This is a genomic window from Nitrospirillum amazonense, from assembly GCF_007828045.1.
GTDB lineage: Bacteria > Pseudomonadota > Alphaproteobacteria > Azospirillales > Azospirillaceae > Nitrospirillum > Nitrospirillum amazonense_C.
In genome coordinates this window covers 1-25,551 of sequence record NZ_VITN01000031.1, presented here as the reverse complement: position 1 = coordinate 25,551, position 25,551 = coordinate 1, and the positions used below count along the sequence as shown (strand labels likewise).

Sequence of the window (25,551 nt, the reverse complement as noted above, 5' to 3'; positions counted from 1 at the left end):
GGGGCCCGCAGGCCGTCACGGACGGGTGCTGCCGAACCGCGCGACCAGGTGATAGGCCGTACCCAGGAAATATTGGCGCACGGCCGTGATCCGTTCCGAACTGCGCCAGGTCTGCCGTTCCACCAACAGGCAGGCCGTGCCCACGGGCGTCTTCAGAAGACGCGCGATCTCCGCATCCGCGGGGACGGCGGAAATGCGGGTTTCCGCCTCCGTCCATGGCACATGTCGCAGCAGCCAGGTTCCCGGCGGCTCCTTCTCAAGGTCGGCGTCCGCGATGGCCGGCACGGCGGCCAAGCTGACCAGGCGGCGTTCCACCGCCAGGGGCGCGCCGTCGGCGGAATGCAGGCCGTCCAACTGCAACAGCCGGCGACCGCCGGCCAGCAATTCCTCCTCGGCGTTCCCCCGGGCCGCTGCCCGCAGCTTCCGCACCAACGGCTGATAGCCGTAGACATGGCCGCGTTTGGCCACCTCGACCGGCAGGTCCGGGACGTCCAGGATCATGGAATGGGCATGCGGGCGGCCCACGAAGGAGCCGGCGCCCTTGCGCCGTTCGATCAGACCCGCCGCCGCCAAGGCGGACAGCGCCTTGTTGACCGTCATGCGCGAGCATTGATAGGTCTGCATCAGCTCATGCTCGACGGGGAGCCGGTCTTCCGGTGCCAGCTTTCCCGACAGGATGGCCGACTCTATGTCCGTTCGAATGCGCTCATGCAGGGAAAGCGTCACTGGGTCAATCTTTCGAGGACTTGGCGGTAACGGGTGACAATGGCGTCCCGCCGCTGGTGCTGGCCAGTATTAACCACCTGCTTGCCCCGGCGCCAGACCCCGTCAATGGCCGCCCGGCCGGCGGCGAAGATCAGGGCGTCCAGCAGCGCCGGGCCCCGGCGGCCGTGCAGCGATGGGTGCTGTGTGTCGAGGCTGACCAGGTCCGCCGCATGGCCGACCGCGATGGCGGCCGGCGCGCCCAGGGCGGCGGCGCCCCCCGCCAAGGCGCCTTCCATCAGATCCTGGCCCGTCGATCGTCCCGGCGCCGTCGCGATCACGTTGCGGCTGCGGCCCGCCAGGCGCTGGCCGTATTCCAACAGGCGCAGTTCCTCGGTCGCGTCGATCAGGACGTTCGAGTCCGATCCGACGCCGAACCGGCCGCCGGCGGCCAGGTAGGCGGCGGCCGGGAAGATGCCGTCGCCCAGGTTGGCCTCGGTGATGGGGCAGAGGCCAACCACCGCGCCGCGCGCCGCCATGTCCGCGACCTCCGCCGGCGTCACGTGGGTGGCGTGCACCAGGCACCAGCGGGCGTCCACGGCCGCGTTGACCAGCAGCCATTCCACCGGCCGCGCCCCGCCCCAGGCCACGCAGTCCTCAACCTCCTTGACCTGTTCGGCGATGTGGATGTGCACGGGGGCGGCGCCGGCCAGGCCGACCACCTGGCTCAATTCCTCGGGCGTCACCGCGCGCAGGCTGTGCGGCGCCACGCCGACAACCGCGTCGGGCAGGGCCCGCGCCTTGGTCCGCGCCCCGTCCAGCAGGCGGGCGAAGCCGTCCAGGTTGTTCAGGAAGCGCCGCTGTCCATGCCCGGGCGCCGCCCCGCCAAAACCGGAATGCGCATAGAACACGGGCAGGTGGGTCAGCGCGATGCCGGTTTCCGCTGCCGCCGCGACGATGGCGGCGGTCATTTCCGCCGGGTCGGCGAACTGCCCGCCATCCCGGTCATGATGAAGGTAATGGAATTCCCCGACGCGGGTGAACCCGCCCTCCAGCATTTCCATATAGGCCAGGGCCGCGATGGCGTGCAGGTCGTCGGGCGAAAGGCGGTCGACGAAGCGGTACATGACGTCGCGCCAGGTCCAGAAGCTGTCGCCCGCCGGGCCGCGTACCTCCGCCAAGCCGGCCATGCCGCGCTGGAAGGCGTGGCTGTGAAGGTTGGGCAGGCCCGGTATGGCCACCGGCCGCCGCTCATCGCCGGCCTGGGCTGCCGCGTCCCGTTCCAGGGTGGCGATGACGCCACCCCGGACCGTCAGCCGCACATTGTCCGCCCAACCCTCGGGAAGCAGGGCCTGCTCGAAATGGAAAGCCCCGTTCGAACCGCCGTCAGTGCCCATGGTGCATTCTCCTGTTGCGCCATATGTCTATACATTCTAAGGTGCGAACGCAACCATTGAGGCGGACCTGAGCCGCCGGGAGAACGGGCATGCGTTGCGACAAGCTGTGGACAAACGCCCATTTGGCGACCCTGGTCGGGGCGCGGTCCGGGCTGGGTATCGTTCGCGATGGTGTCGTGGCCATGCGTGACGGCCTGATCGCCTACGCCGGCGCCATCGCCGACGCGCCCGATTTCGACGCCGACGTGGTGGTGGACTGCGCCGGCCGCTGGATCACCCCCGGCTTGATCGATTGTCACACACACCTGGTCCATGGCGGAAGCCGGGCGCATGAGTTCGAATTGCGGCTGGCCGGCGCCTCGTATGAGGAGATCGCCCGGGCCGGCGGCGGCATCCTTTCCACCATGCGCGCCACGCGCGATGCCGATGTGGCGGCGCTGACGGCCAGCGCCTTGCCCCGGCTGGACGCCCTGATCGCCGAAGGGGCGACGACGGTGGAGGTCAAGTCGGGATACGGGCTGAACCTGGAGGCGGAACTGCGCATGCTGCGCGCCGCGCGGCGGCTGGGGCAGGCGCGGCCGGTCCGGATCACCACCACCTTCCTGGGCGCCCACGCGCTGCCGCCTGAATTCAGCGGTGACGCCGACCGCTATGTCGATTTCCTGTGCGACACCGTGCTGCCGGCGGCGGCGGGGGAGGGGCTGGCCGACGCCGTCGACGCATTCTGCGAAGGCATTGGTTTCACGCCGGATCAGACGGCGCGGATGTTCGCCGCCGCCGCCACCCACGGCCTGCCGGTCAAGCTGCACGCCGACCAGTTGTCCAACCTGTCCGGCGCCGCGTTGGCGGCCCGGCATGGCGCCCTGTCGGCCGACCATTTGGAACATACGGACGCCGACGGCATCGCGGCCATGGCGGCGGCCGGTACCGTGGCGACACTGCTGCCCGGCGCCTTCTATTTCGTGCGGGAAACCAAGCTGCCGCCCGTGGACGCCTTCCGCGCGGCCGGCGTTCCCATGGCCCTAGCCACCGACTGCAACCCCGGCACCTCGCCCCTGACCTCCCTGCTGCTGGTCATGAACATGGGCGCCACCCTGTTCCGCATGACGGTGGACGAATGCATCGCCGGCGTCACCCGCAACGCCGCCCGGGCCCTGGGGCTGCAGCATGAGATCGGCACGCTGGAGGCGGGCAAGTCCTGCGACCTGGCGATCTGGGATATCGAGCGGCCGGCGGATCTGGTCTATCGCATGGGGTTCAACCCCCTGCACGCGCGCGTCTGGCGGGGCAACCGAGATGACGGACTGGTGAGATGACGGACTGGCTGGAAATCCGCCGCGGCGCCGCGCCCCTGGTCGTGACCTTCCCCCATACCGGCACCGACATACCGGATGGGCTGCTGGGCCGCTTCGCGTCGCCCTGGCTGGCGCGCAAGGACGCCGATTGGTGGATAGACCGGCTGTACGCTTTCGCGGCGGACATGGGCGCCACCACCATCCGGACGCGGCTGTCGCGCAGCGTCATCGACGTCAACCGCGACCCCTCCGGCGCATCGCTTTATCCGGGCCAAGCGACGACCGATCTCTGCCCCGTCACCACCTTCGACGGTGAGCCGCTTTACGCCGGGGCCACGCCCGATGCCGCCGACATCGCCGCGCGGCGGACGGCCTATTTCGATCCCTACCACGACGCCATCCGGGCGGAACTGGCGCGGCTGCGGCGGAACCATGGCGCCGTCGTCCTGTATGACGCCCATTCCATCCGCAGCGTCATCCCGCGCCTGTTCGACGGCCCTCTGCCGCAGTTCAACATCGGTACCAACGGTGGCGTCACCTGCGACGGGGCGCTGGCCACCGCCATCCATGACCGCTGCGCCGCCAGCGGCCACAGCCATGTGCTGAACGGCCGGTTCAAAGGCGGTTGGACGACGCGCCACTATGGCCGCCCCGCTGAGGGCATCCACGCCATTCAGATGGAACTGGCCATCCGGGGCTATCTCGCCGAGCCCGACGAGCCCGGCCCCGACACCTGGCCGCCCCCTTTCGACCCCGCATACGCGAGGCCTCTCGTCACGGTCCTGACCGGCATCCTGGACGACTGCCTCGCCTTCGCCACCAGCCTGGGAAGGACCCTATGAGCCGCATCGACAACACCCGCGTTATCCGCCCCGCCACCGGCACGGAACGCACCGCCAAAAGCTGGCTGACCGAGGCGGCGCTGCGCATGCTGATGAACAACCTGCATCCCGACGTGGCGGAGCGCCCGGAGGAGCTGGTGGTCTACGGCGGCATCGGCCGCGCCGCCCGTGACTGGCAGAGCTATGACCGGATCGTGGAGGCGTTGACGCGGCTGGAAGCCGACCAGACGCTGCTGGTCCAGTCCGGCAAGCCGGTGGGTGTCTTCCGCACCCACCCCGACGCCCCGCGCGTCCTGATCGCCAACAGCAACCTGGTCCCGAAATGGGCCAATTGGGAGCATTTTCACGAGCTGGACCGCAAGGGCCTGGCCATGTACGGCCAGATGACGGCCGGTTCCTGGATCTACATCGGGTCCCAGGGTATCGTGCAGGGCACTTATGAAACCTTCGTCGAGATGGGCCGCCAGCATTACGGCGGCGACCTGTCGGGCCGCTGGCTGCTGACCGCCGGCCTGGGCGGGATGGGCGGGGCGCAGCCGCTGGCCGCCGTCATGGCCGGCGCTTCCTGCCTGGCCATCGAATGCCAGCGCAGCCGCATCGAGATGCGCCTGAGGACCGGCTATCTGGACCATGCCGCCGAAACCATCGATGAGGCGATGGCCATCATCGAACGCAGCTGTGCCGAGAAGAAGGCGGTGTCGGTCGGCCTGCTGGGCAATGCCGCCGAACTGCTGCCGGAGATGGTCCGGCGCGGCATCCGACCGGATCTGCTGACCGACCAGACCTCGGCCCACGATCCCGTCAACGGCTACCTGCCCGCGGGCTGGACGGTCGCCGAGTGGGTCGAGCGGCGGGAGCGGGAGCCGCAGGCCGTGGCCGCCGCCGCGCGCGCCAGCATGGCGGTGCACGTCCAGGCCATGCTGGACTTCCAGGCGGCGGGGGTGCCCACCGTCGATTATGGCAACAACATCCGCCAGGTGGCGAAGGACGAGGGGGTCGCCAACGCCTTCGACTTCCCCGGCTTCGTGCCCGCCTACATCCGCCCGCTGTTCTGCCGCGGCATCGGCCCCTTCCGTTGGGCAGCATTGTCCGGCGATCCCGAGGACATCTACAAGACCGACGCCAAGGTGAAGGAACTGCTGCCGGACAACCGGCACCTGCACAATTGGCTGGACATGGCGCGGGAGAGGATCCGCTTCCAGGGCCTGCCGGCCCGCATCTGCTGGGTCGGGCTGGGGGATCGCCACCGCCTGGGTCTGGCCTTCAATGAGATGGTGGCCAAGGGCGAGTTGAAGGCCCCCGTGGTGATCGGCCGCGACCACCTGGACAGCGGCAGCGTCGCCAGCCCCAACCGTGAGACGGAAGCCATGCGGGACGGCAGCGACGCGGTGTCCGACTGGCCGCTGCTGAACGCGCTGCTCAACACCGCGTCGGGCGCCACCTGGGTGTCGCTGCACCATGGCGGCGGCGTGGGCATGGGTTATTCCCAGCATAGCGGCATGGTCATCGTCGCCGATGGCACGCCCGAAGCCGCCAAGCGGCTGGAGCGCGTCCTGTGGAACGACCCGGCCACCGGCGTGATGCGCCATGCCGATGCCGGCTACGACATCGCCCGCGACTGCGCCCGCACCATGGGCCTCGACCTGCCCGGCATCCTGGGATGACCCCTGGGATGACCCCCGGGATGACCCCCGGGATGACCCCCGGGATGACCCCCGGGATGAGCGGTGTCCGGCTGCTTCCCTCGGCCTCCCGCCCCGCCCAGGCGTGGAAGAATGGGGGCGGCGTCACGCGTGAGGTCGCCCGCCGGGACGATGGCGCGGGCGACATCCTCTGGCGCGTCAGCATCGCGGAGGTGCGGGAGGCGGGACCCTTCTCCCACTTCCCGGGCATCGACCGCGTGCTGGCGGTGCTGGACGGCCGCCTGCTGCTGGACTTCGGCGCCGGCACGGCCCCCGTGCTGGTGACACCGGAAACGGCAGCCCACGCGTTTCCCGGCGATGTGCCGGTATCGGGAACGCCGGATGGCGGGCCCGTCACTGACCTGAACCTCATGGTCCGCCGTGGCCGGGCATGCGGCGCGCAACACCGGCTGCCCCCCGGCACCGTCACGCTGCCGCTGACCCCGGCCGCCACCCACCTGCTGGTGGCGACCGGGGCGGCGCAGGTGACGCACGGCGACGAAGCCCACACCCTGGGATCGCTTGACGCCCTATTCGTCGACGCTGGGACGGCGGCGTCCATCACCGTCCGGGCGACGGCGGCGTGCTGGTGGATCGAGATTGTCCCGTTGACGGAGCGGCCATGAGCAAAACCCTGCGCGGCGCCGTTCTCGGGCTCGCCGTCCTGCTGTCCCAAGAGACCGGGCACGCGACGGACGTCGCCCCTCAGGATACCCCCCGGACCGTCGTGATCGGGACGGAGGGGGCCTTCCCGCCCTGGAACATCACCCGGCCCGACGGCACCCTCATTGGTTTCGAGCCCGATCTGCTTCAAGTCCTTTGCCAGCGGGCGAACCTGCGGTGCCAGTTGGTGGCACAGGATTGGGACGGCATGATCGGCGCCTTGCAGGCTCATAAGATCGATGTCATCGCCGACGCGTTGCAGATCACGCCCGCGCGCAAGGCCGTGCTGGCCTTCTCCCTGCCGTACGCCATCACCACCGGGGTCTTTGTCACCCAGAAGGACAGCCCTTTGGCCCGCATGGCCAACCGGGGCCTGGTGCTGGACCTGGATGCCAGCCCCACGCCCGAGCGCCAAACCCAGGCGCTGTCTGCCCTGCGCGAGGAGTTGCGCGGCAAGACGCTGGGCGTCGCCATTTCCAGCACCTACGACGCCTTCCTGGACAAATACCTGGCCGACGTCATCACCGTTAAATCCTATCGCACCATGGGCGAGCGGGACCTGGACCTGCTGAGCGGCCGTATCGACCTCACGCTGGATGACACCACCTACCTGCGGCCGCTGCTGGCGGCACCCGACGCGCAGGACCTGGTCCTGGTCGGGCCGGAACTGATCGGCGGCGAACTCGGCGCCGGCGAAGGCTTCGGCCTGCGCCAGGACGACACCGCCCTGGCGGAGCGCCTGAACGCCGCCATCCGCTCCGCCGTGGAGGATGGCACCGTGCGGCGCCTCAGCCTGAAATGGTTCAAGGCGGACGCCACCCCGACCCTGGACGCCCGCCCGGGGGACGCCCACCCGGGGGACGCCCACCCGGGCGCCGCCGCCGGGAGCCCCCAACCATGATGGACGACCTCACGCTCCTCGGCTTTGGGCCGGACGGCTGGGCGCCCCTGCTGCTGAAGGGCTGCCTGCTCACCCTGGCGGTGTCCGCCACCTCCATGGCCATTGGCACGGTACTGGGCGTCCTGCTGGCCTGGGCGCGGCTGAAGGGACCAGGCTGGCTGCGGCGGACGGCGCTGGTTTATGGCGTGGTCTTGCGCGGGGTGCCGGAGTTGCTGGTCATCCTGCTGCTGTACTTCGGGCTGCCGTCGCTGATCCTGTCGCTGTCGGAGACCTTCGGCTGGGAGGCCCCGGGCCTGCCGCCGCCCTTCCTGGTCGGCAGCCTGTCCGTCGGCCTGGTGTCGGCGGCCTACCAGGCCGAGATTTTCCGGGGCGGGGTCGGCGCCATTCCCAGAGGCCAGTTCGAGGCGGCGCGGGCCATGGGCTTCAGCGACCTCCTGTGCTTCCACCGCATCGTCCTGCCGCAGGTGGCGCGTGTCGTCCTGCCCGCGCTGGGCAACGTCTGGCAGTTCAACCTGAAGGACAGCGCCCTCATCGCCGTCACCGGGCTGAGCGAGCTGATGCGCACCAGCCTGGTGGCCGCCGGATCGACCCGGCACCCCTTCCTGTTCTTCGGCGTGGCCATGGCGCTTTACCTGGTGCTCACCACCCTTTCCAGCACGGCCTTCCACTATGGCGGCCGCTATTCCAACCGGTGGGACAGGGGCTGACCGCGATGGGCGAACATCTGACGTTCATCGGGTCGGTCACCGCGCAGTTGGTGCGGGCCGTGCCCGTGACCCTGCTGATCCTGGCGGTGTCCGGCGTCTGCGCCACGGTGCTGGCCACCGGCCTCACGGCGATGTCGGTGGCGCGGTCGCCGTTGCCGCGCCTGATCCAGCGGACCTGGACCTTCCTGTTCCGGGGCACGCCGCTGATCCTGCAGATCTTCATGATCTACTATGGGTTCGCCATGGTTCCCTGGATACGCCACGGCCTGCTCTGGGCGGCGTTCCGGGATCCCGTCTTCTGCACCTGCCTGGCCATGACCTGCTGCTGCTCGGCCTACATCGCCGAAATCTTCCGTGGGGCCTTGGCCGCCGTGCCGCGCGGGGAGATCGAGGCCGGTCGTGCCTGTGGCATGACCGGGTTCCTGCTGCTGCGGCGGGTGATCGCGCCGTCGCTCATCCGCATCGCGCTGCCCAGCTATTCCAACGAAATCATCATGATGACCAAGTCGACCTCGCTGGCCAGCACCATCACGGTGCTGGACATCACCGGCGTGGCGCAGCAGGTCATCGCCCACAGCTACCGCACCCTGGACGTGTTCTGCGCGGCGGCGGCGCTGTATCTGCTGATCAACGCGACGCTGTCGACCCTGCTGACGGCGCTGGAGCGCCGGCTGGACGTTGACCGCGCCCCTACGCCGCTCGCGCCCATTCCGCCCACCCTGGAGCCGCTGTCATGACCGTGCCGCCCCCTGTCCTGACCGCCACCAACATCCGCAAGTCCTTCGGCGACAGGGAAGTGCTGGCCGGCATTTCGCTGGAGGCTCGGGAGGGGGAGGTCATCTCCATCCTGGGGGGCAGCGGCTCGGGCAAAAGCACCTTCCTGCGCTGCCTCAACCTGCTGGAGGTTCCCGACGAGGGCCAGATCGCCATCGGCGACGTGCAGGCGCCCCTGACGCGCAACCGCCATGGCCGCCTGGAGGTTTCCGACGGCCGTGCCGCCGCCCGCCTGCGCACACAGACGGCCATGGTCTTCCAAGGCTTCAATCTCTGGCCTCATCTGACGGTGCTGCAGAACGTCATGGAGGCCCCCTTGCGCGTCCATCGCCGTGACCGTGATGAGGTTCTGGCGACCGCGCGGTCGCTGCTGGAACGGGTGGGCATGGCTGGCTTTCACGCCGCCTATCCCAAGCGGCTCTCCGGCGGACAGCAGCAGCGGGTGGCCATCGCCCGGGCCCTGGCGACGAACCCGAAGCTGGTCCTGTTCGATGAGCCGACCTCCGCCCTCGATCCGGAACGGGTGCGTGAGGTGCTGGCCCTGATGCGGTCCCTGGCGGAAGAGGGGCGGACCATGATCGTCGTGACCCACGAAATGGCGTTCGCGCGCGATGTGTCCAGCCGGGTGGTGCACTTGATGAACGGGCGCGTCGAATCCAGCGGCCCGCCGGCCCACATGTTCGGGCCCGACGCGTCCCCGGCGTTTCGCGCCTTTCTATCACCCGCGGCTTTGTGACGGGGTAAAGCCACGAGGCCGGCGCGCCCGATCAATCCGAGCGCGCCGGCTTTGTCTACGGGAGGGGCGTGATCACCGGTCGACCTTGACCAGGCCTACTTCAATTCCGGGTTCAAAATTGGAGACGCGGTATCGAGAACCCCTTGAAACACGGCGACCATGAAGCGGGTCCGGGCTTCAGGAGTTAACGGTCCGCCGAATTGAATTGAAAAGCCGACGGAGGTTGAGATCAGGCCCATCGCCAGATCTTCAGGCGAGATCGAGGGCGTCAGGCCGAGGTGATCGAAAATTCGCCGGAATGACGCGCCAAGGCGCCGAAAGAACCCCTCCCGCATAATGGAATAATCTGCCGCCAGGTCGGCGCTGCGGTTGGCATGCAGCAGAAGTTCGGTGGCAAGGGTCGCCCAGTTCGATTTCGGATTCAGATTTTGCAGGAATGCGGTGATCGCGGCCGGTATCTTCTGTTGGTTAGTATCATGGGGCGCGGCGACAACTTCCTCCGCCATCGCCTCCACCCGGACCGCGATGCCTTCCAGGTGGTCCGCCAGGACGGCCATCAGCATGTGGTCCTTGGTGGGGAAATTGGAATAAAAGGCGCCCTGCGTATAGCCCGCCGCCTCCGCGACGTTGCGGACGGAAGCTGCCGCGACCCCGTCACTGGCGATCAATGTCCGCGCCGCCGCGATCAGGCGCGCACGGGTGGCAAGCTGGCTTTCCTGACGGGTTAATCTTGTTCGGCCATCATCCATGATCGACTCATGAAGCACAATCGAGGTGCCGACAACCCCCAACCCATCGCTTAGCCGTTGAAAGAGTAAGAGAAGCGCGCATGGCTGTAGACCACGGCCCGCGCCTCATCCATCGCCTCGATCTTGGCCAACCCGTAAACGCGGGTGGTGTCGAGCAGCCGATAGCGTACGCCGTGCGGCGTTTCATGCAGCGCCACCAGCGATTTCGCAACCAGGTTGGCCAGGATTCCCACCACCGAGTAGTCGTCAGAATCACCAAAGCAGGCGACGGCGACCACGGCCTCCAGCGTGAAGTAACCCATGAAGATGGAAATGCGCCGAAGCACGGCCCGCTCCGGCTCATTCAGCAACTCATAGCTCCAGTCGAGCGCCGCGCTCAAGGTCTGAAGCCGGGGAGGGGCGGTCCGGCGCCCCTCCCACAGCAGGCGGAAATGCCCATCCAGAAGGGCGGCCGTTTGCCTGATGCCATAGGCCGGAACACGACCGGCGGCCAATTCCAGCGCCAGGGGGATGCCATCGAGCTTGCGGCATATCTCACCGACCAAGGGCGTATCATCGTCCGACAATTGAAAGCCCAGCTGATTGGCCTGGACCCGGTCGACGAAGAATTCCACCGCCGAGTAACGCAGGGCGGCTTCGCTTGATGGCGGGAGGGTCGGGGGCGGGCAGGCCAGCGGAAACAGCCGGAAGACATGTTCCCCTTCCGCTCTCAGCGATTCCCGGCTTGTCGCCAGGATGCTCAACTGAGGAAGGCTGCTGAATAGCTTTTCGGCCAGGTCGGCGACAAGATCGATGACGTGTTCGCAGCTATCAAGAAGCAACAGCATTCGGCGATCGCGGAAAATCGCAATCAGGTGGTCCAGCGGATTGTCCGCCGGCAAGGGCTGGCCCGTCGCCGCCGCGATGGCGGCAGGGACCAAGGCATTGCCGCGGAGCGCGCCGAGTTCGACAAAGGCGACACCATCAGGAAAATGTTCTAGAAGGTCATGGCCCAATTTGACCGCCAAGGTCGTCTTGCCGATACCAGGCGGCCCGACCAGCGTCAGAAAGCGGCGGGCCAGCAGTTCGTTGCTGGCATCCACGACCGCCTCATCGACGCCGATGACGCGGCGCGTGCGGAGAGGCAGTTGGGGCACCCGGACGGCCACGGTGGCTAACGGTATATCGGGTGATGGTGTCGCGGTGGCGGTGAAGCAGTAGCCACGCCCCGCGACGGTGGTGAGGTACCTATGGTCCTGCGCACTGTCGCCCAGTGCCTTGCGCAGGGCGACGATATGGAACCGCAGATTCCCCTCTTCGACGATCATGTTCGGCCAGACGGCACGCGTGAGCTCAGCTTTGCTGACCACCCGGCCTGCGCGTTCCACCAAGGCGAAAAGGACGTCGAGCGCACGGCCGCCCAGCGGAACAAGCTTGCCGTCCCGCTCCAGGCGCCTTTCGGGTCGTGACAGGCGGAAGGGGCCGAAAAGCAGCTCGTCGGCGGTGCCGTCATCCCCAAGGCTGCCGACCGCAAGTCGAGAGGCGAACGCCATCATATTGTCCTCTCACAACCTCACATCGCATTCGCGAAGGCACGGGATGGTGCATAGCGTACGCTATCCAGATAGCGAGCGGTATATGAGTTTTTCGGGTCGGATACACGAAAATCAGAAAGTCGGTATCAGACAGGCGGTCAGCCTAACAGTTCGGTTTATGAGAAAGATTGAAGCTTATTGGCCCGCTTGGCCGTAAATTGTGGCGGGGTGTCGCCGCGGCTTTTTTCTTGAGAATCATGAAATAAAGCCGACGACTTATGGCGTGGTGGAATGTTATTGGCGCTTCCATGGCGTGCGGCGAAATAGCGTGCGTCCCTCATGGCCAGGTGTTCCCATGGTAATCGGCGGGGGAGCGGGACATGACGAAGTGCATATCCATTCGGAGGGCTGGCGCCCCGGTGGAACGCGGTTGCACACTTCTCGGGAAACCGCAAAAGTCGCCGAGGAAGTGCAGATTGGTGCGTTGCAGCGTCGGGATGGCGCGCTTCTCCGAGCACCTGCCCTGAAAACGCAGCCGTCGGATTGGGCGCGAACCTCTTCGCCGTATTTCAACTGAATGCCGCCTGCCTTCCCGGACAGGTTCGCGGTAAGGGATCCCAGTCCATGTCGGCCAGACAAACTCCGAAGGCGGTCAATTTCGAGCAGGCCCGCCAGCAACTCAGTGATCGTCCCCTGCGCGCCACCAGTGCCGGCAGGTTATGGGAAGGAATTTCCCTGGACGAATATGCCGACTATTACATGGACGGCAGCCAATTCATGCCACCGCGCGACCATCACATTGTTACCGTCTCACTTGGCCGCTCGTCAGAAGTCCTGCAGGAGCGGCTTGGGAAGACGTTTGAAAGCCCGAGCCTCTTTGGCGAAGCCACGTTGATGCCGGCGGGATATGAAACCCGTTTCCGGGGCCTGCTGCCCCAGCACATCAGAATAGGCCTGATGCCGGATCATTTGATGCAAGCGGCTGACGCCTGCAGGCGCATTGGAACGGCACCCAGGCCCCGCTTCCTCAGCAATTTCCGGACGCGTGATCCCTGGCTGGCCCGCTTGGGCGAGATACTGTCGCTGGAACTGGGACGGGCGCCGCATCCAGCACAAGATCTCCTGATTGAGTCCCTGTCTGTCGCCCTGTCGGTTCATCTGGTCCGTAGTTACAGCGCTGACGTGCACACGGTGGACACACCCCTGGCGGCACCGTCCTCGTCCGCCGTCAGGCGCGCCCTCGCTTATGTCGAGGATCGTGGCATGGAGAAGATCACGCTTGCCGAACTTGCCGAGGCGGCGGGTGTGAACCGCTTCCATCTGGTCAAGATCTTCAAAAAGGAAGTGGGGATGTCCCCCATGAGATATTTGGAGCGGTTGAGGATCGAGCGGGCGAAGGAGATGGTCCGGGCCGCCGATCTGCCGCTCGCGGACATCGCCTATGCGGTGGGCTTTTCCGATCAAAGCCATTTCACGCGCCGCTTCCGCCATCACGCCGGCTGCACACCGGCCGTCTATGCGCGGGAAAACGGACGACGTTTCCCGCCGCCTAGCACCAACTAGCTGAGCGCATCGGGATCGAAGCGATCGTCGTGCGTCGCGTTTGGTTCTTTCATCGCATCGAGCCAGTCGCGAAGGCTAGTGCTGCGGCCGCGGTGAAGACATTGGCGTGCGCGTCCTCCTTATCGGACTGGGCGCGGGCAAGCGACGTTTCCGAAGTGACCAGTTCGGTGTAAGTCCCGACACCATGACGGTAGGCTTCGAGGGCGGAATCGTAAGCGGTCTGGGCCGCCTTGGTGAGAACCACGGCCGCTTGGTATTCGGCGAAGCTGGTCTTCAGCGCATCAAAGGCATCGATAACCTGTTTGGACGCACTGTCGCGGGTTCGGTCCAACTCCCAATGGGCGGCGGCAAGTTCCGAATTGGCCTGCGCCACCTTGGCATCGCGCACGCCACCGTCGTAGAGCGGCAAACTGATTCTCAGCAGAAATGAGGAGCCGGGGAGATTGACGGTGCTGTAGGGGTGGCCCTGTGAACTCAGCTGGCCCACGTTTTCATAGACCCTCGTGTCGATGCCGACGGTCGGATAATAGGTGGCTTTCGCCGACCGGATGCGCGCCTCGGCGGCACGAACCTTTCCCAGGGCGGCCAGCATGTCGGGGCGGGCATCCAACGCCTCGCGGATCATCTGCTCGATATCTCCCGAGGGCAGCGCCGGCAGCGGCAATTCCGAACTGTCGGTGGTTTGCAGCGGTTCCGAGGGCGACAGGCCCAGGCTGACCATCAACGCGGTGTAGGCGGCACGCTCAGCACCTCGCGCCCGTTCCAGATTGAAACGCGTCTGGGCCGTTTCCCGTTCCGCCTGATGCAGGGCGACCACGGTGGCCAGGCCGTTGTTCTGCTTCCCTTGGGTCGCTTCCTGCACCACCAGCGCGGTATCCAAAGCCTTCTGCGCCACTTTGAGCCGGCCACGGGTGGCGCCGAGGGCGAAATAGTCGCGGCTCACTTCATAGATCAGCCGTTGGTGGACGCCGTTGAAGGAGACATTGGTGACGAACGAATTGGCTTTGGCCTCGTCAACGGCGCCGGCACGCTGACCGAAATCGAACAACAGCCATTTGGCGGTCAGCGCCGGAACCAACTCTCGGCTGTTGCTGGTGAAGTATCCTTTCGGAATCAAGGAAGTGGGTGCCGGCAGCGGCGTATGCTGGATTCCGCCGATCGCCTCCGCCGAAATCTGCGGCAGGTAGGCGGCTTCCGCGAGACCGACCCCCAACGCCGCCTGGCGGGCCCTTTCCCAGGCGATACGCGTGTCGGGATTGTTCCGTTGGGAAAGGTCGATCAGGGCGGGCAGGTCGTAGCGCCGGGATGGGTCGACCATCACCGGTGACAGAACGACATCCGGGGCCTCAGGACGCACGGTTGACCCTTGTGCCGGCTGGGCCGAATAATCCGTCGGCAGCAGGATGGGGCGATCCGGACTGGACGGAGCCAGGTCCAGCCTGTCGGTGGCACAGGCGGATGCGAGAAGGGGACAGAGCAGAAGGGCGGTGCGGAGGTACAGCACGGCTGTCAACTCCTGGCGTCGGTTGCGAGGGCGATTTGCTGCAGGAGCAATTTGCGGGCTTGGAGCGGGATGCGGTCGTCCGCCGGGGTTACGGCGAGCAGCCCTTCGAGATCCGCGGCCGCCTGAGGGGGCGGCGGTTGGACGGGGGCGCCGGTCATGACCCGGTCGGCGCTGGCGGCCAGCCAACCGGCGGCGGCGGCATCGGCTGGCGCTGCGGCGGGACTTGCGGCCTGATCGGCAATGGTGAAGGTCGCCGCGGCGATACGATCCAGGGAATCGAGGGTTATCACGTCATGCTTCTGGAGCGCGCGCTCGGGAAGCGCTTTCAGTTCAAACAAGGCTAGGCCCGTGAAGCGATGGGCGGCCCCCAGCGCCCGCATCGCGGCCAGCCGGGTACCTGGCGTGCCGGAACTCAACAGCCCGGCCAAGGCCCGCAAGGCCTCGGCGATGGAGCTTCGGACCCGGTCCGTGGCGCTGACCGGCCACAACAGGCTGAAGACGAGGGACATCGCCACGTTGCCAAGCAGAATGCCGGCGATGCGGTCCCGTGGGACCGTGAGGTCGGTTGACGGGGCATAGCCCTGCAGCACGGTCAGGAAAAAGGCGAAGGCCAGTTGCATGCCGGCATAGGAAAGCCTGTCGCTGCTGGTTGAGACCCAGGCGCCCAGCGCGGAGCCACCCAGGATGAGCACCGACAGCTGGCCGATGTCGGTCATATGAGGCAGGACGAAAACCACGCATATCCCGCCCAGCAGGCCACCCAGAATCGCGCCGCTAAGGCGCAGCGCCAGCTTGTGCATGGTTTCCCCCAGGCTTCCGAGGGCCACGAAAAAGCAGGTTGTGATCGCCGTATCGATGCCGGGCCATTCCACCAAACTATAAGCGACATAGCAGGCCATGGCGGCCAGGGTGGTCTTAAGGGCAAATCGCGCATGCGATGGGTTGGTGAAGGCATCACCCACAAAGAGGGGCTTTCGTTGCCTCGGCACGGCTGCATCTACTGAATTACGCTGAGACAGGCCCTCCCGCAGCCGCATCATCGCCGTGCGGAACGCGATGACGACCGCAGTTGCTTCAGGCGTCAAATCCAGCGCGGGCATCGCCACGGCGAGAGAGCCCGGCGACGCCCCTGCGGATAGAAACATCGCGCAGTCATCCGCCACCGCCGCCAAGGGCAGTCGGATTGCGGCGGGAGTCTGCGGGGGCAGCAGCGGACAAAGGGCGAGCAATTCCGCCACAGTCTCGATCAGCATGCTGTCCAGGGCATCGCGCCCGTGCAGGCCGGGGTTCAAAAAGGCGGCCTTGTGGCGCACTTCCATCAGCGTGACCGCCTCTTGCCGCCGTTCCGCCAGGCCGGAGAAATCTCCGCGTCGAAGTGCGTCCGCCAAGGCCTTGAGCAAATCATGGGCGGTGCGCCGCGCCAGGCGCGCAGGATCTTCCCCGATCAGCAGATTGACCAGGATGGTCGCCGCGACTGGGATCATCACCACCACCCACAGCCAGAGCACCGTATGGGTCAATGCTTCGAGGTTAGGGATTTCATCGATCAGGGTCTGGGACAGGACGAGGACGAAGCTCGCAAGGAACATCACCGGACCCAGGGTCATGACACGCACGAGATACATGCCCGCGAAGGTGCTCAACGCCATCAGCGGAATGCGGAGCGCCGGCTCGGACGCGTCGAAGACGTAAAACAGCAGCGACAGCCCGATGGCGATGGTGAAGGCGAGCGCCGCCACCAAGCCGACCATCACCGTGCTTGCCGCCTCGCCACCACTGACCAGGAATACGGCGTAGGCCATATAAGGCGTCAGCGGCACCTGGAAGATCTGGCCGATGATGACGACGACCGTACAGGTGATGGCGATACGGCAGACCCGGCTTATCCTTCCTGGCCGCGGCGCCAGCTCGGCGCGGAGAAAGGCCAACAGGGAGGGTTGTTCAGCGGCGGCCATGCCGCACCACGACAGTCACCGTTTCTCCGATGCGCATGAGCGATTCCGGTGGCTCGGTCAGGCGAATGCGGACGGGGAAACGCTGCGCCACCACCACCCAGCTCAGGGTACGGCCCACCGATGGCAAGGACGGGCCGCCGCCATCCTCGGGCCGGACGCCCCAGCCGATGCTGTCGACCTTGCCGTGCAGAGGATGGCCATTGTCCATCATCATCCAGATCGTGGCATCGTCGCCGGCGGCAACGGCGGGCAACTCGGTTTCCCGGAAATTGGCCACCGCATACCATTCGTTGGCCTTGACCAGGGTGAACAGCGGGTGGCCGGCGACCGCGTAGGCGCCATCGGCGATATCCAGCCCGACCACCAGCCCGTCGAACGGGGCCACCACCGTTGACAGCCTCAGGTCGCGTTCCGCCAGGGCCTCGCTGGCCTCGGCGCCAGCCAGTTGTGCTTCGAGACTGTCGGTGTCGCCCACCATCTGGCGCGCCTGCTGGGCCTGCTGGGTGGCGGCGGTCAGCGACGCCGCGGCCGTCTGCACATTGGTGCGGGCCTCATCGACCTGTTGCGCGGTGACATAGCCCTTGCCCAGCAGCGGGGAAAGCCGGTCAAGCGTGTCCTGTGCCAATTTGTATTGGGTTCGGGCGCGGCCCACCTGGGTCGCGGCGGCGTCGGCGCCGGATGACTGGCCGGCCACCTGGCGCCCCGTCAGCGCGATCTGCGCCCTGAGCGCCGCCACCTGCGCGCGCGCCTGGCGGAGCCTCAGCTCGAACGGCTCCGGGTCGATCACCACAAGAACCTGGCCCTTGGTGACGCGCTGGTTGTCGCGCACCTTAAGGTCGAGGATGCGTCCGCTGACCTCAGGGGCCAGGCCTGCGCTGTCGGCGTACAGGAACGCGTCGTGGGTGCGCGGCCGGCTGTCGATGCGCACAAGGACGGCGGCGCCCAGTCCGATGGCCAGAACCACCGTGACCACCGCGATGGCCTTTCCCACCAGGCGTTCGGTGGCGCTGGGCGGCCGCATGTCGGCGTCTAGTCCTGCCATAGCAGCCACACCGCGCAGGAAATGGCGACCGCCAGGATCAGATGGATGAGCAGGGCGGCCGGCACCGCGCGGGCGATACCGACCGCGGAAAGAATGAGCCGGATTGCCACGGAGGCGACGGCCCCGATCAGGAAGCAAATCATCCAGGACGGGAAGAACGAGCCCAGAATGCTTTGGGTCGGGGCGGTGTTGCAACTGGACAGGCAACCCGCCAGGAGCAGGGCGCCGGCGGGAACGAGCCAGCGGTCCGGGGCGGTACGGGGATGGGACATCATGGGGAACCGGAGGCGAGGTGAATATCCGGCCTAGAAGCTATTCGGTGTGGTTTCCCCGGGATTGCATCCCAGTGCGTCGACTTGAAAATCCTTGCTTGCGTGTGCCGGGGGGCGCGCCGACGCGAGCAACAATAATTCCCAAAGCAGGGCATTGGACTGCAATCCATTTGGGCACGATGCCGCCAGCATGCGGCCGGCGCACCATCAGGGGATTTGCGATGACCAATACAGAACGCTGGCGCGAGGTTTTCGACGGCGGGTCGATTGAGGCGGAAAGGGAAAGCTTTCAGCGCTTCTCGGAAGTCTTCCAGTCAATCCAGGAAGCCACCCGGCGAAAGGCCGGATGGAGCTATCCGCAAAGAACGCTCCATGCGAAGCAGATTGCCGGCATCGAGGACGCCCGCCTGCTGATCGATGAAGACGCGCCCGCCCGTTTTTTCCAGGGCTATATCCAAGCTGGCAAGGAGTTCGGGGCGACCGTCCGCTTCTCCAACGCCAGCGCGGCACACCAGCCGGACGCATCGCCGGATCTCAGGGGGGTGGCGCTTCGTGTCGCGACCCCGGATGGCGGCATCCATGACTTGCTCATGACAAGCTTCCCCGTGTCGCACGCCCGCAACGCGCGGCAATTCGTCGAGTTCGCCATGATCGCGTCGAGCGGCGACAGGGCCACGTTGCCGGAGCGCCTGGTCGAGCATTTCGGGCCTGCGGAAACGAGGCGGATGCTGGAAAACATCCAGCAAGGTGCCCGCAAATCACCGGGGCTCGCCCGCGAACGGTTCTGGAGCCGCGGCGCCTATCTCTGGGGGGAGGCGGGGCCGGTTCGCTTCAACCTGCGGCCCTGGTCTGACGCCGCCGCCGGGCCCGTCGGGGTGGAGCCCGACGACCTCAATGCCGATTTCTCGGCACGCCTGGCCCAGGGCTCGGTGACCTTCAAATTGGCGCTGCAATCCTTCGTCGATGAAGAACACACCCCGATAGAAGACGGCGCCGTGGAATGGCGTGAAGCCGTCACTCCGTCCATCGACATTGCCACCCTCGTGATCCCGGGGCGCCCCAGCCTTGATGCGGAGATGGCCGCCCGGGTCGATGGTTTGGCCTTCAATCCTTGGAACGCGCCCGAAAGCTTCCGGCCGCTCGGAAATCTCAATCGCGCCCGTGGGGCCGTCTACAGCGCCAGCGCCGCCCTGTGGCGCAAGTGACTTCTTCTGCAGAGGAGTATTCCCGGAATGAGCAAGAAAGTAGCCCAGATCATCGTCGAAACCCTGGAGCAGGCTGGCGTCAAGAACTGCTATGGCGTGGTCGGTGATACTCTCAACCTGATCGCCCATAACATCTCCACCAGCTCGATCGACTGGATCCATATGCGCCATGAGGAGGCCGGCGCCTTCGCGGCGCAGGGCGAGGCGTTGCTGACCGGCCGGCTCACCGCCATCGCTGGCAGCTGCGGCCCTGGCAGCCTCCACTTCATCAATGGGGTGGTGGAGGCCAACCGCAACCGGGCCCCGGTCATCGTGATCGCTACCCAGGTCGTCCGCGACGAGTTGGGGTTCGACTTCCCGCAGGAGGTCGACTTCAAGGCGATTTACGGCAGCTGCAGCGTGTACTGCGACATGATTCTGACGCCCAACCAGGCCAGGCGCAAGACCGTCATGGCCTGTCAGGCCGCCTTGGCCAAGCGCGGTGTCGCTGTCTTGATCGTGCCGGTTGATATTTCGCATTCCGATGCGCATGACGACGTGCCCTATGCCGTCCACACGAGCGATCCGCTGGTCCGCCCCATCGACGCCGATCTCGATCGTGCCGCCGCCTTCCTCAATACCGGGCAGAAGGTGGCGATCTATGGTGGGTCGGGTTGCCGCGACGCGCATGATGCGATCGTCCGTCTCGCCGAAATTCTCAAGGCGCCGATCGCCCACACGTCGCGCGGCAAGGATGCGCTGGCCTACGACAACCCCTACAACGTCGGCATGACGGGAATCATTGGGACCGAAGCGGGCTATCAGGCGCTTCACGACTGCGACACGCTGCTGCTGCTGGGGGCGGATTTCGCCTGGCGCCAATTTTATCCCAAGCATGCGCGCATCGTTCAAATCGACCTTGATCCGACGCATCTCGGCCGCCGTCATCCCATAGCCCTCGGCTTGACTGGCGACATCAAGGCGACCGTCGAAGCGTTGATACCCAGGGTCCAGGAGAAGACGGACACGCATTTCCTTGACCGCCTGGTGAAGCGCTACCATGAGGTGATCGCCTCACACATGGCCAAGGCGGCGCCCAAGCGGCGGGACAGCATTTCCGGCATCCATCTCACGGAAGTCATCGACCGCCTGGCGGCCGACGATGCGCTGGTGACGGCGGATGATGGCACCCCGACCGTCTGGATGCATCGTTACTTCACCGCCACGGCCCAGCGCCGCTTCTTCGGAAGCCTGCTGCACGGCACGATGGCGTCGGCGATGCCCACCGCCCTCGGCTTGCAGAAGGCGACGCCGGACCGGCAGGTGATCGCCCTGTCCGGGGATGGCGGGATCGCCATGCTGTTCGGCGACTTGCTGACCGCGGTTCAGGAGAAGCTGCCGATCAAGATCGCCGTCTACGACAATGGCAAGCTGGGCTTCATTGATATTGAGCAGAAGTCGGAAGGCCTGCTCCCGCTTTATACCCACCTGCAGAATCCGGATTTCGGCAAGGTGGCCGAGGCGATGGGATTGTGGGGAAGATCAGTCTCCCGCGCTGACGAGTTGGAGGAGGCGGTCGGATCCTGGCTCGACCACCCGGGACCGGCGTTGCTCAACGTCAAGGTGGAAGGCATGACATTGGTGATGCCGCCGGTCATCGAGTTCGGCCCGGCCTATGGCATGGCGCTCTATTCCGCCCGGGCCATCCTGGGGGGGCAGAGCCAGGACGTCATCGAGATGATCCAGGAGAACTTCCTCTGATTTGCGACTGATCGACGTGCGCTTTTATTGGAAGCGCACGTCGAAAATCTCGACGTCCAAAACGGAATTCGTGCCAGGACGCCCATCCGCTTCGATGGCGCGGGCCCGCCGAAGGGTGGCGATGAGAATGCCGTTGAAAAAGGCATGGGCCGACAGCATGTCCGCCAGAACACCGGGGTGGACATGCGGCATCCGATAGTCGCAGCAGAACGCAATTCCATCGTCTCCGATGAGCAGTCGCCGATGGGGGCATAGGGGATCCGCGCGCTGGGGCAGGTGAATATCCAGTTGTCCCACGCCGGCGGCGACGGTTCTCGCGCCAGGGAGAAGCCCGGCGAAAGGGCCGGCGATGGCGTTCCATAAAACGTTTCCAGTCAGGTACAACCTCTCGACCTCGTTGAGGGGGCGACCGTGGGCGCTCTCCACCAGAGTGGCGCCCGGGTGGTCCACCCCCATGATCAGAGCATCCCTCCTGGTCCGGATCTCGATCCGGTTGGGGCGATAAAGGAAATAGCGATCCGTGTCGGTAGAGCCGAATAATTTCAGGCTTGGACTATGGGGGTCGCCTTCAAGGGCGAATTCCCGCGAAAACGGACGGCCGCCGGACGGACCAGCGAGCGGGCCAGCGGGCGTGGACGCCGAACCGGCCCCCAACAGTGAGCCGCCGATCGAGACATGGGCGGAAAACGCCGTCAATCGGTTCCAACGTCTTTTACCCCCGTAGGATCGGAAGACGTCTGAAGCGAGAGGCATGATTGATTCCCCGGACTATGACGTCCTGGCGAGTCTAAGTTCTGGAAAAGCTCTCTTCTAGAAAGTCAGTGCGTCAATTTGTACCACTTTGCTTAAGCGGGCTTACAATTTCGTAATGATTTCTCGCAACGCCAAACAAGCGTTTGCGAGGGCGGGCAAGGCATCATTCCCAGGTAATTCCGACGGGACTGGAAAGATGACTCACCTGACCGCCGCTGCTGTTCCCGCTGCGCCCCTGAATGGGATTGGCGAAGAGGCACTTGTTCACAGCCTGCTTGAGCTCTTGGAGCGTGCCGGCGGCGATGTGGACTGGGACCCGGAAGCCGCCAAAAGCGCGATAAAGAGAGCATCCACTATTCTACAGGTCGAGCTTGAAAGAACCGCAACCCTGCATGGGACGGACGGTGGTGGGCTCGCGCCTTGGCAGGTGCGCCGGGTCACCGCTTACATGGAGGAGCATCTGTCGGAACATATCTCGGTCAAGAAGCTGGGTGAGGTCGCTCGAAGAAGCGCGTCGCACTTTTGCCGAGCATTCAAGCGTACGATGGGCGAGACGCCTTATAGCTTCATCACGCGGCGGCGCTTGGCGCTGGCCCAGCGGATGATGCTGACAAGCGACGCGCCGCTTAGCGAGATCGCCGTTACTTGCGGATTTTCCGATCAGTCTCATTTCACCAACCGCTTCCGCGGAGCGACAGGACAGAGTCCAGCGGCCTGGCGGCGTGAACGCCGCGAGCGCACGGGCCGATTCAAAGAGCGCTACCCGATCGCGTCGCGCCCTCTTGGGACAACGCCTGACGCCCCTGGCGGCGTGGCGGCTTCGGAAGCGTCCGGTCCCGACATGGACGGGACCGGACGACTGGCTGGCGAGATGCGGCAATAAGAAGCCGATGAACCAGATGATAGATGTGATCGGGCAGCCCTAAATGGAGCGCGTTGTGATCCGGCGCGGAAAAATGCCCCGATTACGGATCGCGCCTGTCGGTCGGCGCGATCAAGCGCCCTCAGCGTGAAGAGGTGACGGCCGGGCCTTCAGTTGTGAGGGTAGTTGGCGAGCAGAAGGCCGCCGCCCGTCAATGAACCGTCCTTGCAGATGATCGCGGATGCTCCGCCCGCACGAAGATTCGATGCCCCATTCGACCAGCCCCATGTGGCCCGCTGGGCCTGCGCCGAGGTGTCGAAGGAGAAGAATTTTTTGGCGGTTTGACGAAGGCGCTGACATCCACGCCCTTCGCCAGCCAGGGCTTGCCGTCCAGGTAGAGTCCTTGCCCCGAAGCGTGACGCTCTGCGCCGCCAGCACGGGCATCGACATCAGCAGGGCCGGCGGGAAGGCGACAACCCTCATCAGAACCACCTGGGCTGGCATGAGGCCGGACACGCCGCTTTTGCGAACTATTTAGCGGTCGCGGGCGTGCCCGCAATCGTCAAACGTCATCTGGATCAGCGCTGTTGGCTCGCGGGATAACGGCATTTCAGGCGCGCCCTATTTGTCGCCCACGATGCGGGCGCGGCCAGGGGACTGGCGGCGGAAAGCGGAATAGTACTTCGCCATCGCCTTGCTGGGGGCAGCCAGCCGCGCCAGCAGCTGGTTGCGGAAACCGATGGCGAGGGCGTCCTGCGGCTCGGTGCCGGCGAGGTTTGCCGTGGGGTGTTTGACCCAGGTGGGGATGGCCGGCTCTGCCGGGATGAGGCCCAACTCGCGCCCTGTGTCTGCGAACAGGGAGAGGGCGTGGTCGATTTGGCTGCGGCTGTGGGCGGCGCTGACGCTGGAGCGGAGCAGGGCGAGGCCCTTGGGCGTGGCGGGGGGCAGGCTGACGTTGGTGTAGAGGCCGGCCTCCAGCAGGCGGGTCCAGAAGGCGAAGGCCGTCTTGGGATCGGGCATGATGGCGGAGACGACGGGGCTGGCCTCGGGCCCGACCTGGAAGCCCAGGTCGCCGAGGCCGGCATGGAAGCGGCGGGCGTTGTCCATCAGCTGCTGGCGCAGCGCCGGGCGGTGGCGCAGCTGGTTCAGCGCCTCCGTCACCGCCGCCACCACGGCCGGTGGCAGGGAGGCGGTGAACATGTAGGGTCGGCTGGCGACGCGCAGGATGTCGAAGCCGTCCATGTCGCTGACGCAGAAGCCGCCGATGCCGCCCAGGCTCTTGGAGAAGGTGCCGACGATGAAATCGACCTCGTCCTCGACGCCGGCCGCCTCGGCCAGGCCGCGCCCGGTGCGTCCCAGGACGCCCAGGGAATGGGCCTCGTCCACCACCAGGTAGGCGCCCCACTTGCGCTTGACCTCGACGAACTCGCGCAGGGGGGCGGTGTCGCCCAGCATGGAATAGATGCCCTCGACGACGATGACCTTGTCGCCGGGGGTGTCGGCCAGGCGGCGCAGTCGGTTGTCCAGGTCGTCGGGGTCGTTGTGGCGGAAGCGGGTGACCTGGGCGTGGCCCAGGCGGGAGCCGTCGTAGATGCTGGCGTGGCTGTCGGCGTCCAGGATCAGGTGGTCGTCCTTGCCGGCCAGGGCGGAGAGGATGCCCAGGTTGGCCTGGTAGCCGGTGGAGAACACCATGCAGTGCCGCCGGCCGTAGAAGTCGGCAAGATGGCGTTCCAGCTGCCGGTGGCCGCCGTAGCTGCCGTTGGCGACGCGCGAGCCGGTGGTGCCGGCGCCCAGGTTGCGGGTTGCGGCGACGGCGGCGTCGATCACGTCGGGGTCGTAGGTCAGACCCAGGTAGTTGTTGGTGCCCAGCAGCAGGATGCGCCGGCCGGCGATCATTCCCTCGGTGGGTGAGAGCACCCGGTCGAAGCTGACGTTGAAGGGGTTGTAGCCGGTGGATTCCAGGCTCTCGAACTGCCCCATCAAGGGCGCGTACTTGTCGAAGAGGGCCATGGGTCAGTGGCCGCCCTTAAGGTCCTGCGCCGCGGCGACGAGGTCGCCGACGGTCTTCACCTCGGCGATCCGGTCTAGCGGGATGGAGATGTCGAGCGCATCCTCGATCTCCATCACAAAATCCATGACCGCAACCGAATCCAGACCGAGGCCTTCGGTGATGTTCGTATCATCCGACAATTCGACGGGCCGTTCCAGCGCGGCGCGGAGGGCGTCAAAGACAAGCGACCGGATCTGCTCTGCTGAGTTCTGCATATCTTGGCATCGGAAACGTTATGGAGGGGGAACGTTATGAGCGGACTCTATCGCACGGGCGACGGCTGACCTTGATAGGGATCAACGGCTGAGCAGGTCGCGCTCCCGCAGCCGGGTTCCTTGCCCGGCTGCGACGATCAGGCACTTCATTTGGCGACGGCGAGCTTCAGGGTGGTGCCGCGGATGAAGGTCTCGGTCATCTGGTAGGCGTCGTCGTCGGTGTACTGGACCGGGGGGTGCTTGCAGAAATAGGCGCTGGGTCCCTCCAGGATGCCGCCGATGCCGTTGTCCAGGGCCAGCTTGCAGCAGCGGATCATGTCGATGACGACGCCAGCGGAATTGGGCGAGTCCTCGACCGACAGGCGCAGCTCGATATCCATGGGGACGTCGCCGAACAGGTGGCCCTCCATGCGGATGAAGCACAGCTT

Annotated in this window: 23 protein-coding genes and 1 pseudogene; 12 read left to right on the top strand and 12 right to left on the bottom strand. The window is 66.1% G+C overall.

Translation table 11 applies throughout. The features are described 5' to 3' along the window. Positions 1 to 15: 15 nt before the first annotated feature. Positions 16 to 726, bottom strand: coding sequence for a histidine utilization transcriptional repressor HutC (gene hutC / locus FBZ89_RS28015; protein WP_145754150.1), 711 nt, complete (start codon positions 724 to 726; stop codon positions 16 to 18). Beyond that, complete coding sequence (locus FBZ89_RS28010; RefSeq protein ID WP_145754148.1) at positions 723 to 2,099, bottom strand: formimidoylglutamate deiminase; 1,377 nt, start codon at positions 2,097 to 2,099, stop codon at positions 723 to 725. Before FBZ89_RS28010 ends, hutC begins: the two co-directional genes overlap by 4 nt. An 89-nt stretch (positions 2,100 to 2,188) precedes the next feature. On the opposite strand from FBZ89_RS28010, the gene hutI reads away from it, so the two are divergent. From hutI to FBZ89_RS27970, 8 genes are read left to right on the top strand one after another with little or no spacing between them, the layout of a single operon-like run. Next, positions 2,189 to 3,415 (top strand): imidazolonepropionase, encoded by a 1,227-nt coding sequence (gene hutI, locus FBZ89_RS28005; RefSeq protein WP_145754147.1) that lies wholly within the window; start codon positions 2,189 to 2,191, stop codon positions 3,413 to 3,415. After that, entirely contained in the window at positions 3,412 to 4,236 is an 825-nt protein-coding gene (gene hutG, locus FBZ89_RS28000) for an N-formylglutamate deformylase (protein ID WP_145754144.1), read from the top strand. The genes hutI and hutG overlap by 4 nt, the downstream gene beginning before the upstream one ends. After that, a complete protein-coding gene (hutU, locus tag FBZ89_RS27995; RefSeq protein ID WP_004273757.1) occupies positions 4,233 to 5,900 on the top strand; it encodes a urocanate hydratase in 1,668 nt (555 codons plus the stop codon). The genes hutG and hutU overlap by 4 nt, the downstream gene beginning before the upstream one ends. A gap of 56 nt (positions 5,901 to 5,956) precedes the next feature. Continuing rightward, entirely contained in the window at positions 5,957 to 6,544 is a 588-nt protein-coding gene (locus tag FBZ89_RS27990; protein WP_186457628.1) for a HutD/Ves family protein, read from the top strand. Further along, positions 6,541 to 7,482, top strand: a complete 942-nt coding sequence (locus FBZ89_RS27985) for a transporter substrate-binding domain-containing protein (RefSeq protein WP_145754141.1) — start codon at positions 6,541 to 6,543, stop codon at positions 7,480 to 7,482. Before FBZ89_RS27990 ends, FBZ89_RS27985 begins: the two co-directional genes overlap by 4 nt. Continuing rightward, positions 7,479 to 8,189, top strand: a complete 711-nt coding sequence (locus FBZ89_RS27980; protein ID WP_145754139.1) for an ABC transporter permease — start codon at positions 7,479 to 7,481, stop codon at positions 8,187 to 8,189. The genes FBZ89_RS27985 and FBZ89_RS27980 overlap by 4 nt, the downstream gene beginning before the upstream one ends. A 5-nt stretch (positions 8,190 to 8,194) precedes the next feature. After that, complete coding sequence (locus FBZ89_RS27975) at positions 8,195 to 8,926, top strand: ABC transporter permease (RefSeq protein WP_145754137.1); 732 nt, start codon at positions 8,195 to 8,197, stop codon at positions 8,924 to 8,926. Beyond that, a complete protein-coding gene (locus FBZ89_RS27970; RefSeq protein WP_145754136.1) occupies positions 8,923 to 9,699 on the top strand; it encodes an ABC transporter ATP-binding protein in 777 nt (258 codons plus the stop codon). Before FBZ89_RS27975 ends, FBZ89_RS27970 begins: the two co-directional genes overlap by 4 nt. A 95-nt stretch (positions 9,700 to 9,794) precedes the next feature. Here FBZ89_RS27970 and FBZ89_RS27965 read toward each other — a convergent pair whose 3' ends face one another. Together FBZ89_RS27965 and FBZ89_RS27960 are read right to left on the bottom strand one after the other, a co-directional pair. Continuing rightward, the gene (locus tag FBZ89_RS27965) at positions 9,795 to 10,448 is read right to left on the bottom strand and encodes a TetR/AcrR family transcriptional regulator (protein WP_145754134.1); all 654 of its coding nucleotides are present in this window, start codon (positions 10,446 to 10,448) and stop codon (positions 9,795 to 9,797) included. Between the two features lie 50 nt (positions 10,449 to 10,498). Then, positions 10,499 to 11,983 (bottom strand): ATP-binding protein, encoded by a 1,485-nt coding sequence (locus FBZ89_RS27960; RefSeq protein WP_145754132.1) that lies wholly within the window; start codon positions 11,981 to 11,983, stop codon positions 10,499 to 10,501. A gap of 603 nt (positions 11,984 to 12,586) precedes the next feature. Here FBZ89_RS27960 and FBZ89_RS27955 point away from each other — a divergent pair. Further along, positions 12,587 to 13,525 carry an AraC family transcriptional regulator gene (locus FBZ89_RS27955; protein ID WP_145754131.1) on the top strand — a complete coding sequence of 313 codons (939 nt, stop codon included), beginning with the start codon at positions 12,587 to 12,589 and terminating at the stop codon, positions 13,523 to 13,525. A gap of 49 nt (positions 13,526 to 13,574) precedes the next feature. Here FBZ89_RS27955 and FBZ89_RS27950 read toward each other — a convergent pair whose 3' ends face one another. From FBZ89_RS27950 to FBZ89_RS27935, 4 genes are read right to left on the bottom strand one after another with little or no spacing between them, the layout of a single operon-like run. After that, positions 13,575 to 15,029, bottom strand: a complete 1,455-nt coding sequence (locus FBZ89_RS27950) for a TolC family protein (RefSeq protein WP_145754130.1) — start codon at positions 15,027 to 15,029, stop codon at positions 13,575 to 13,577. A 5-nt stretch (positions 15,030 to 15,034) separates the two neighbouring features. Next, a complete protein-coding gene (locus FBZ89_RS27945) occupies positions 15,035 to 16,984 on the bottom strand; it encodes an FUSC family protein (protein ID WP_145754128.1) in 1,950 nt (649 codons plus the stop codon). Next, complete coding sequence (gene mdtN, locus FBZ89_RS27940; RefSeq protein WP_145754127.1) at positions 16,971 to 18,026, bottom strand: multidrug transporter subunit MdtN; 1,056 nt, start codon at positions 18,024 to 18,026, stop codon at positions 16,971 to 16,973. Before mdtN ends, FBZ89_RS27945 begins: the two co-directional genes overlap by 14 nt. Next, positions 18,014 to 18,301 carry a YtcA family lipoprotein gene (locus FBZ89_RS27935; protein WP_145754125.1) on the bottom strand — a complete coding sequence of 96 codons (288 nt, stop codon included), beginning with the start codon at positions 18,299 to 18,301 and terminating at the stop codon, positions 18,014 to 18,016. The genes mdtN and FBZ89_RS27935 overlap by 13 nt, the downstream gene beginning before the upstream one ends. Positions 18,302 to 18,519: 218 nt before the next feature. Between FBZ89_RS27935 and FBZ89_RS27930 the strand changes: the two genes are divergently transcribed. Beyond that, the gene (locus tag FBZ89_RS27930) at positions 18,520 to 19,503 is read left to right on the top strand and encodes a catalase (protein ID WP_186457626.1); all 984 of its coding nucleotides are present in this window, start codon (positions 18,520 to 18,522) and stop codon (positions 19,501 to 19,503) included. 27 nt (positions 19,504 to 19,530) lie between these two features. Continuing rightward, on the top strand, positions 19,531 to 21,243 hold the full coding sequence (locus tag FBZ89_RS27925; RefSeq protein WP_145754122.1) for a thiamine pyrophosphate-dependent enzyme: 1,713 nt from the start codon (positions 19,531 to 19,533) through the stop codon (positions 21,241 to 21,243). 24 nt (positions 21,244 to 21,267) lie between these two features. Here FBZ89_RS27925 and FBZ89_RS27920 read toward each other — a convergent pair whose 3' ends face one another. Further along, on the bottom strand, positions 21,268 to 21,939 hold the full coding sequence (locus tag FBZ89_RS27920) for a hypothetical protein (RefSeq protein ID WP_145754120.1): 672 nt from the start codon (positions 21,937 to 21,939) through the stop codon (positions 21,268 to 21,270). Between the two features lie 253 nt (positions 21,940 to 22,192). On the opposite strand from FBZ89_RS27920, the gene FBZ89_RS27915 reads away from it, so the two are divergent. Beyond that, on the top strand, positions 22,193 to 22,879 hold the full coding sequence (locus FBZ89_RS27915) for a helix-turn-helix transcriptional regulator (protein ID WP_186457625.1): 687 nt from the start codon (positions 22,193 to 22,195) through the stop codon (positions 22,877 to 22,879). Between the two features lie 600 nt (positions 22,880 to 23,479). On the opposite strand, the gene spt is transcribed toward FBZ89_RS27915, so the two are convergent. From spt to FBZ89_RS27900, 3 genes and pseudogenes are all read right to left on the bottom strand, one after another. Next, positions 23,480 to 24,868 carry a serine palmitoyltransferase gene (gene spt / locus FBZ89_RS27910; RefSeq protein WP_145754117.1) on the bottom strand — a complete coding sequence of 463 codons (1,389 nt, stop codon included), beginning with the start codon at positions 24,866 to 24,868 and terminating at the stop codon, positions 23,480 to 23,482. Between the two features lie 3 nt (positions 24,869 to 24,871). Further along, positions 24,872 to 25,123 carry an acyl carrier protein gene (locus FBZ89_RS27905; RefSeq protein ID WP_145754115.1) on the bottom strand — a complete coding sequence of 84 codons (252 nt, stop codon included), beginning with the start codon at positions 25,121 to 25,123 and terminating at the stop codon, positions 24,872 to 24,874. 146 nt (positions 25,124 to 25,269) lie between these two features. Then, positions 25,270 to 25,551, bottom strand: a pseudogene (locus FBZ89_RS27900) (inositol-3-phosphate synthase); the annotation flags it as partial.

Excerpts from the sequence above, each read along its gene's own strand:
- FBZ89_RS27970 (WP_145754136.1), top strand. The coding sequence starts at position 8,923 with ATGACCGTGCCGCCCCCTGTCCTGACCGCCACCAACATCCGCAAGTCC.
- FBZ89_RS27935 (WP_145754125.1), bottom strand. The coding sequence starts at position 18,301 with ATGATGTCCCATCCCCGTACCGCCCCGGACCGCTGGCTCGTTCCCGCC.
- hutU (WP_004273757.1), top strand. The coding sequence starts at position 4,233 with ATGAGCCGCATCGACAACACCCGCGTTATCCGCCCCGCCACCGGCACG.
- hutI (WP_145754147.1), top strand. The coding sequence starts at position 2,189 with ATGCGTTGCGACAAGCTGTGGACAAACGCCCATTTGGCGACCCTGGTC.
- mdtN (WP_145754127.1), bottom strand. The coding sequence starts at position 18,026 with ATGGCAGGACTAGACGCCGACATGCGGCCGCCCAGCGCCACCGAACGC.
- FBZ89_RS27930 (WP_186457626.1), top strand. The coding sequence starts at position 18,520 with ATGACCAATACAGAACGCTGGCGCGAGGTTTTCGACGGCGGGTCGATT.
- FBZ89_RS27905 (WP_145754115.1), bottom strand. The coding sequence starts at position 25,123 with ATGCAGAACTCAGCAGAGCAGATCCGGTCGCTTGTCTTTGACGCCCTC.
- FBZ89_RS27955 (WP_145754131.1), top strand. The coding sequence starts at position 12,587 with ATGTCGGCCAGACAAACTCCGAAGGCGGTCAATTTCGAGCAGGCCCGC.
- FBZ89_RS27925 (WP_145754122.1), top strand. The coding sequence starts at position 19,531 with ATGAGCAAGAAAGTAGCCCAGATCATCGTCGAAACCCTGGAGCAGGCT.
- FBZ89_RS27990 (WP_186457628.1), top strand. The coding sequence starts at position 5,957 with ATGAGCGGTGTCCGGCTGCTTCCCTCGGCCTCCCGCCCCGCCCAGGCG.
- FBZ89_RS27945 (WP_145754128.1), bottom strand. The coding sequence starts at position 16,984 with ATGGCCGCCGCTGAACAACCCTCCCTGTTGGCCTTTCTCCGCGCCGAG.
- FBZ89_RS27980 (WP_145754139.1), top strand. The coding sequence starts at position 7,479 with ATGATGGACGACCTCACGCTCCTCGGCTTTGGGCCGGACGGCTGGGCG.
- FBZ89_RS27965 (WP_145754134.1), bottom strand. The coding sequence starts at position 10,448 with ATGGATGATGGCCGAACAAGATTAACCCGTCAGGAAAGCCAGCTTGCC.
- FBZ89_RS27960 (WP_145754132.1), bottom strand. The coding sequence starts at position 11,983 with ATGATGGCGTTCGCCTCTCGACTTGCGGTCGGCAGCCTTGGGGATGAC.
- hutG (WP_145754144.1), top strand. The coding sequence starts at position 3,412 with ATGACGGACTGGCTGGAAATCCGCCGCGGCGCCGCGCCCCTGGTCGTG.
- FBZ89_RS27975 (WP_145754137.1), top strand. The coding sequence starts at position 8,195 with ATGGGCGAACATCTGACGTTCATCGGGTCGGTCACCGCGCAGTTGGTG.
- FBZ89_RS27985 (WP_145754141.1), top strand. The coding sequence starts at position 6,541 with ATGAGCAAAACCCTGCGCGGCGCCGTTCTCGGGCTCGCCGTCCTGCTG.
- spt (WP_145754117.1), bottom strand. The coding sequence starts at position 24,868 with ATGGCCCTCTTCGACAAGTACGCGCCCTTGATGGGGCAGTTCGAGAGC.
- FBZ89_RS28010 (WP_145754148.1), bottom strand. The coding sequence starts at position 2,099 with ATGGGCACTGACGGCGGTTCGAACGGGGCTTTCCATTTCGAGCAGGCC.
- FBZ89_RS27915 (WP_186457625.1), top strand. The coding sequence starts at position 22,193 with ATGACTCACCTGACCGCCGCTGCTGTTCCCGCTGCGCCCCTGAATGGG.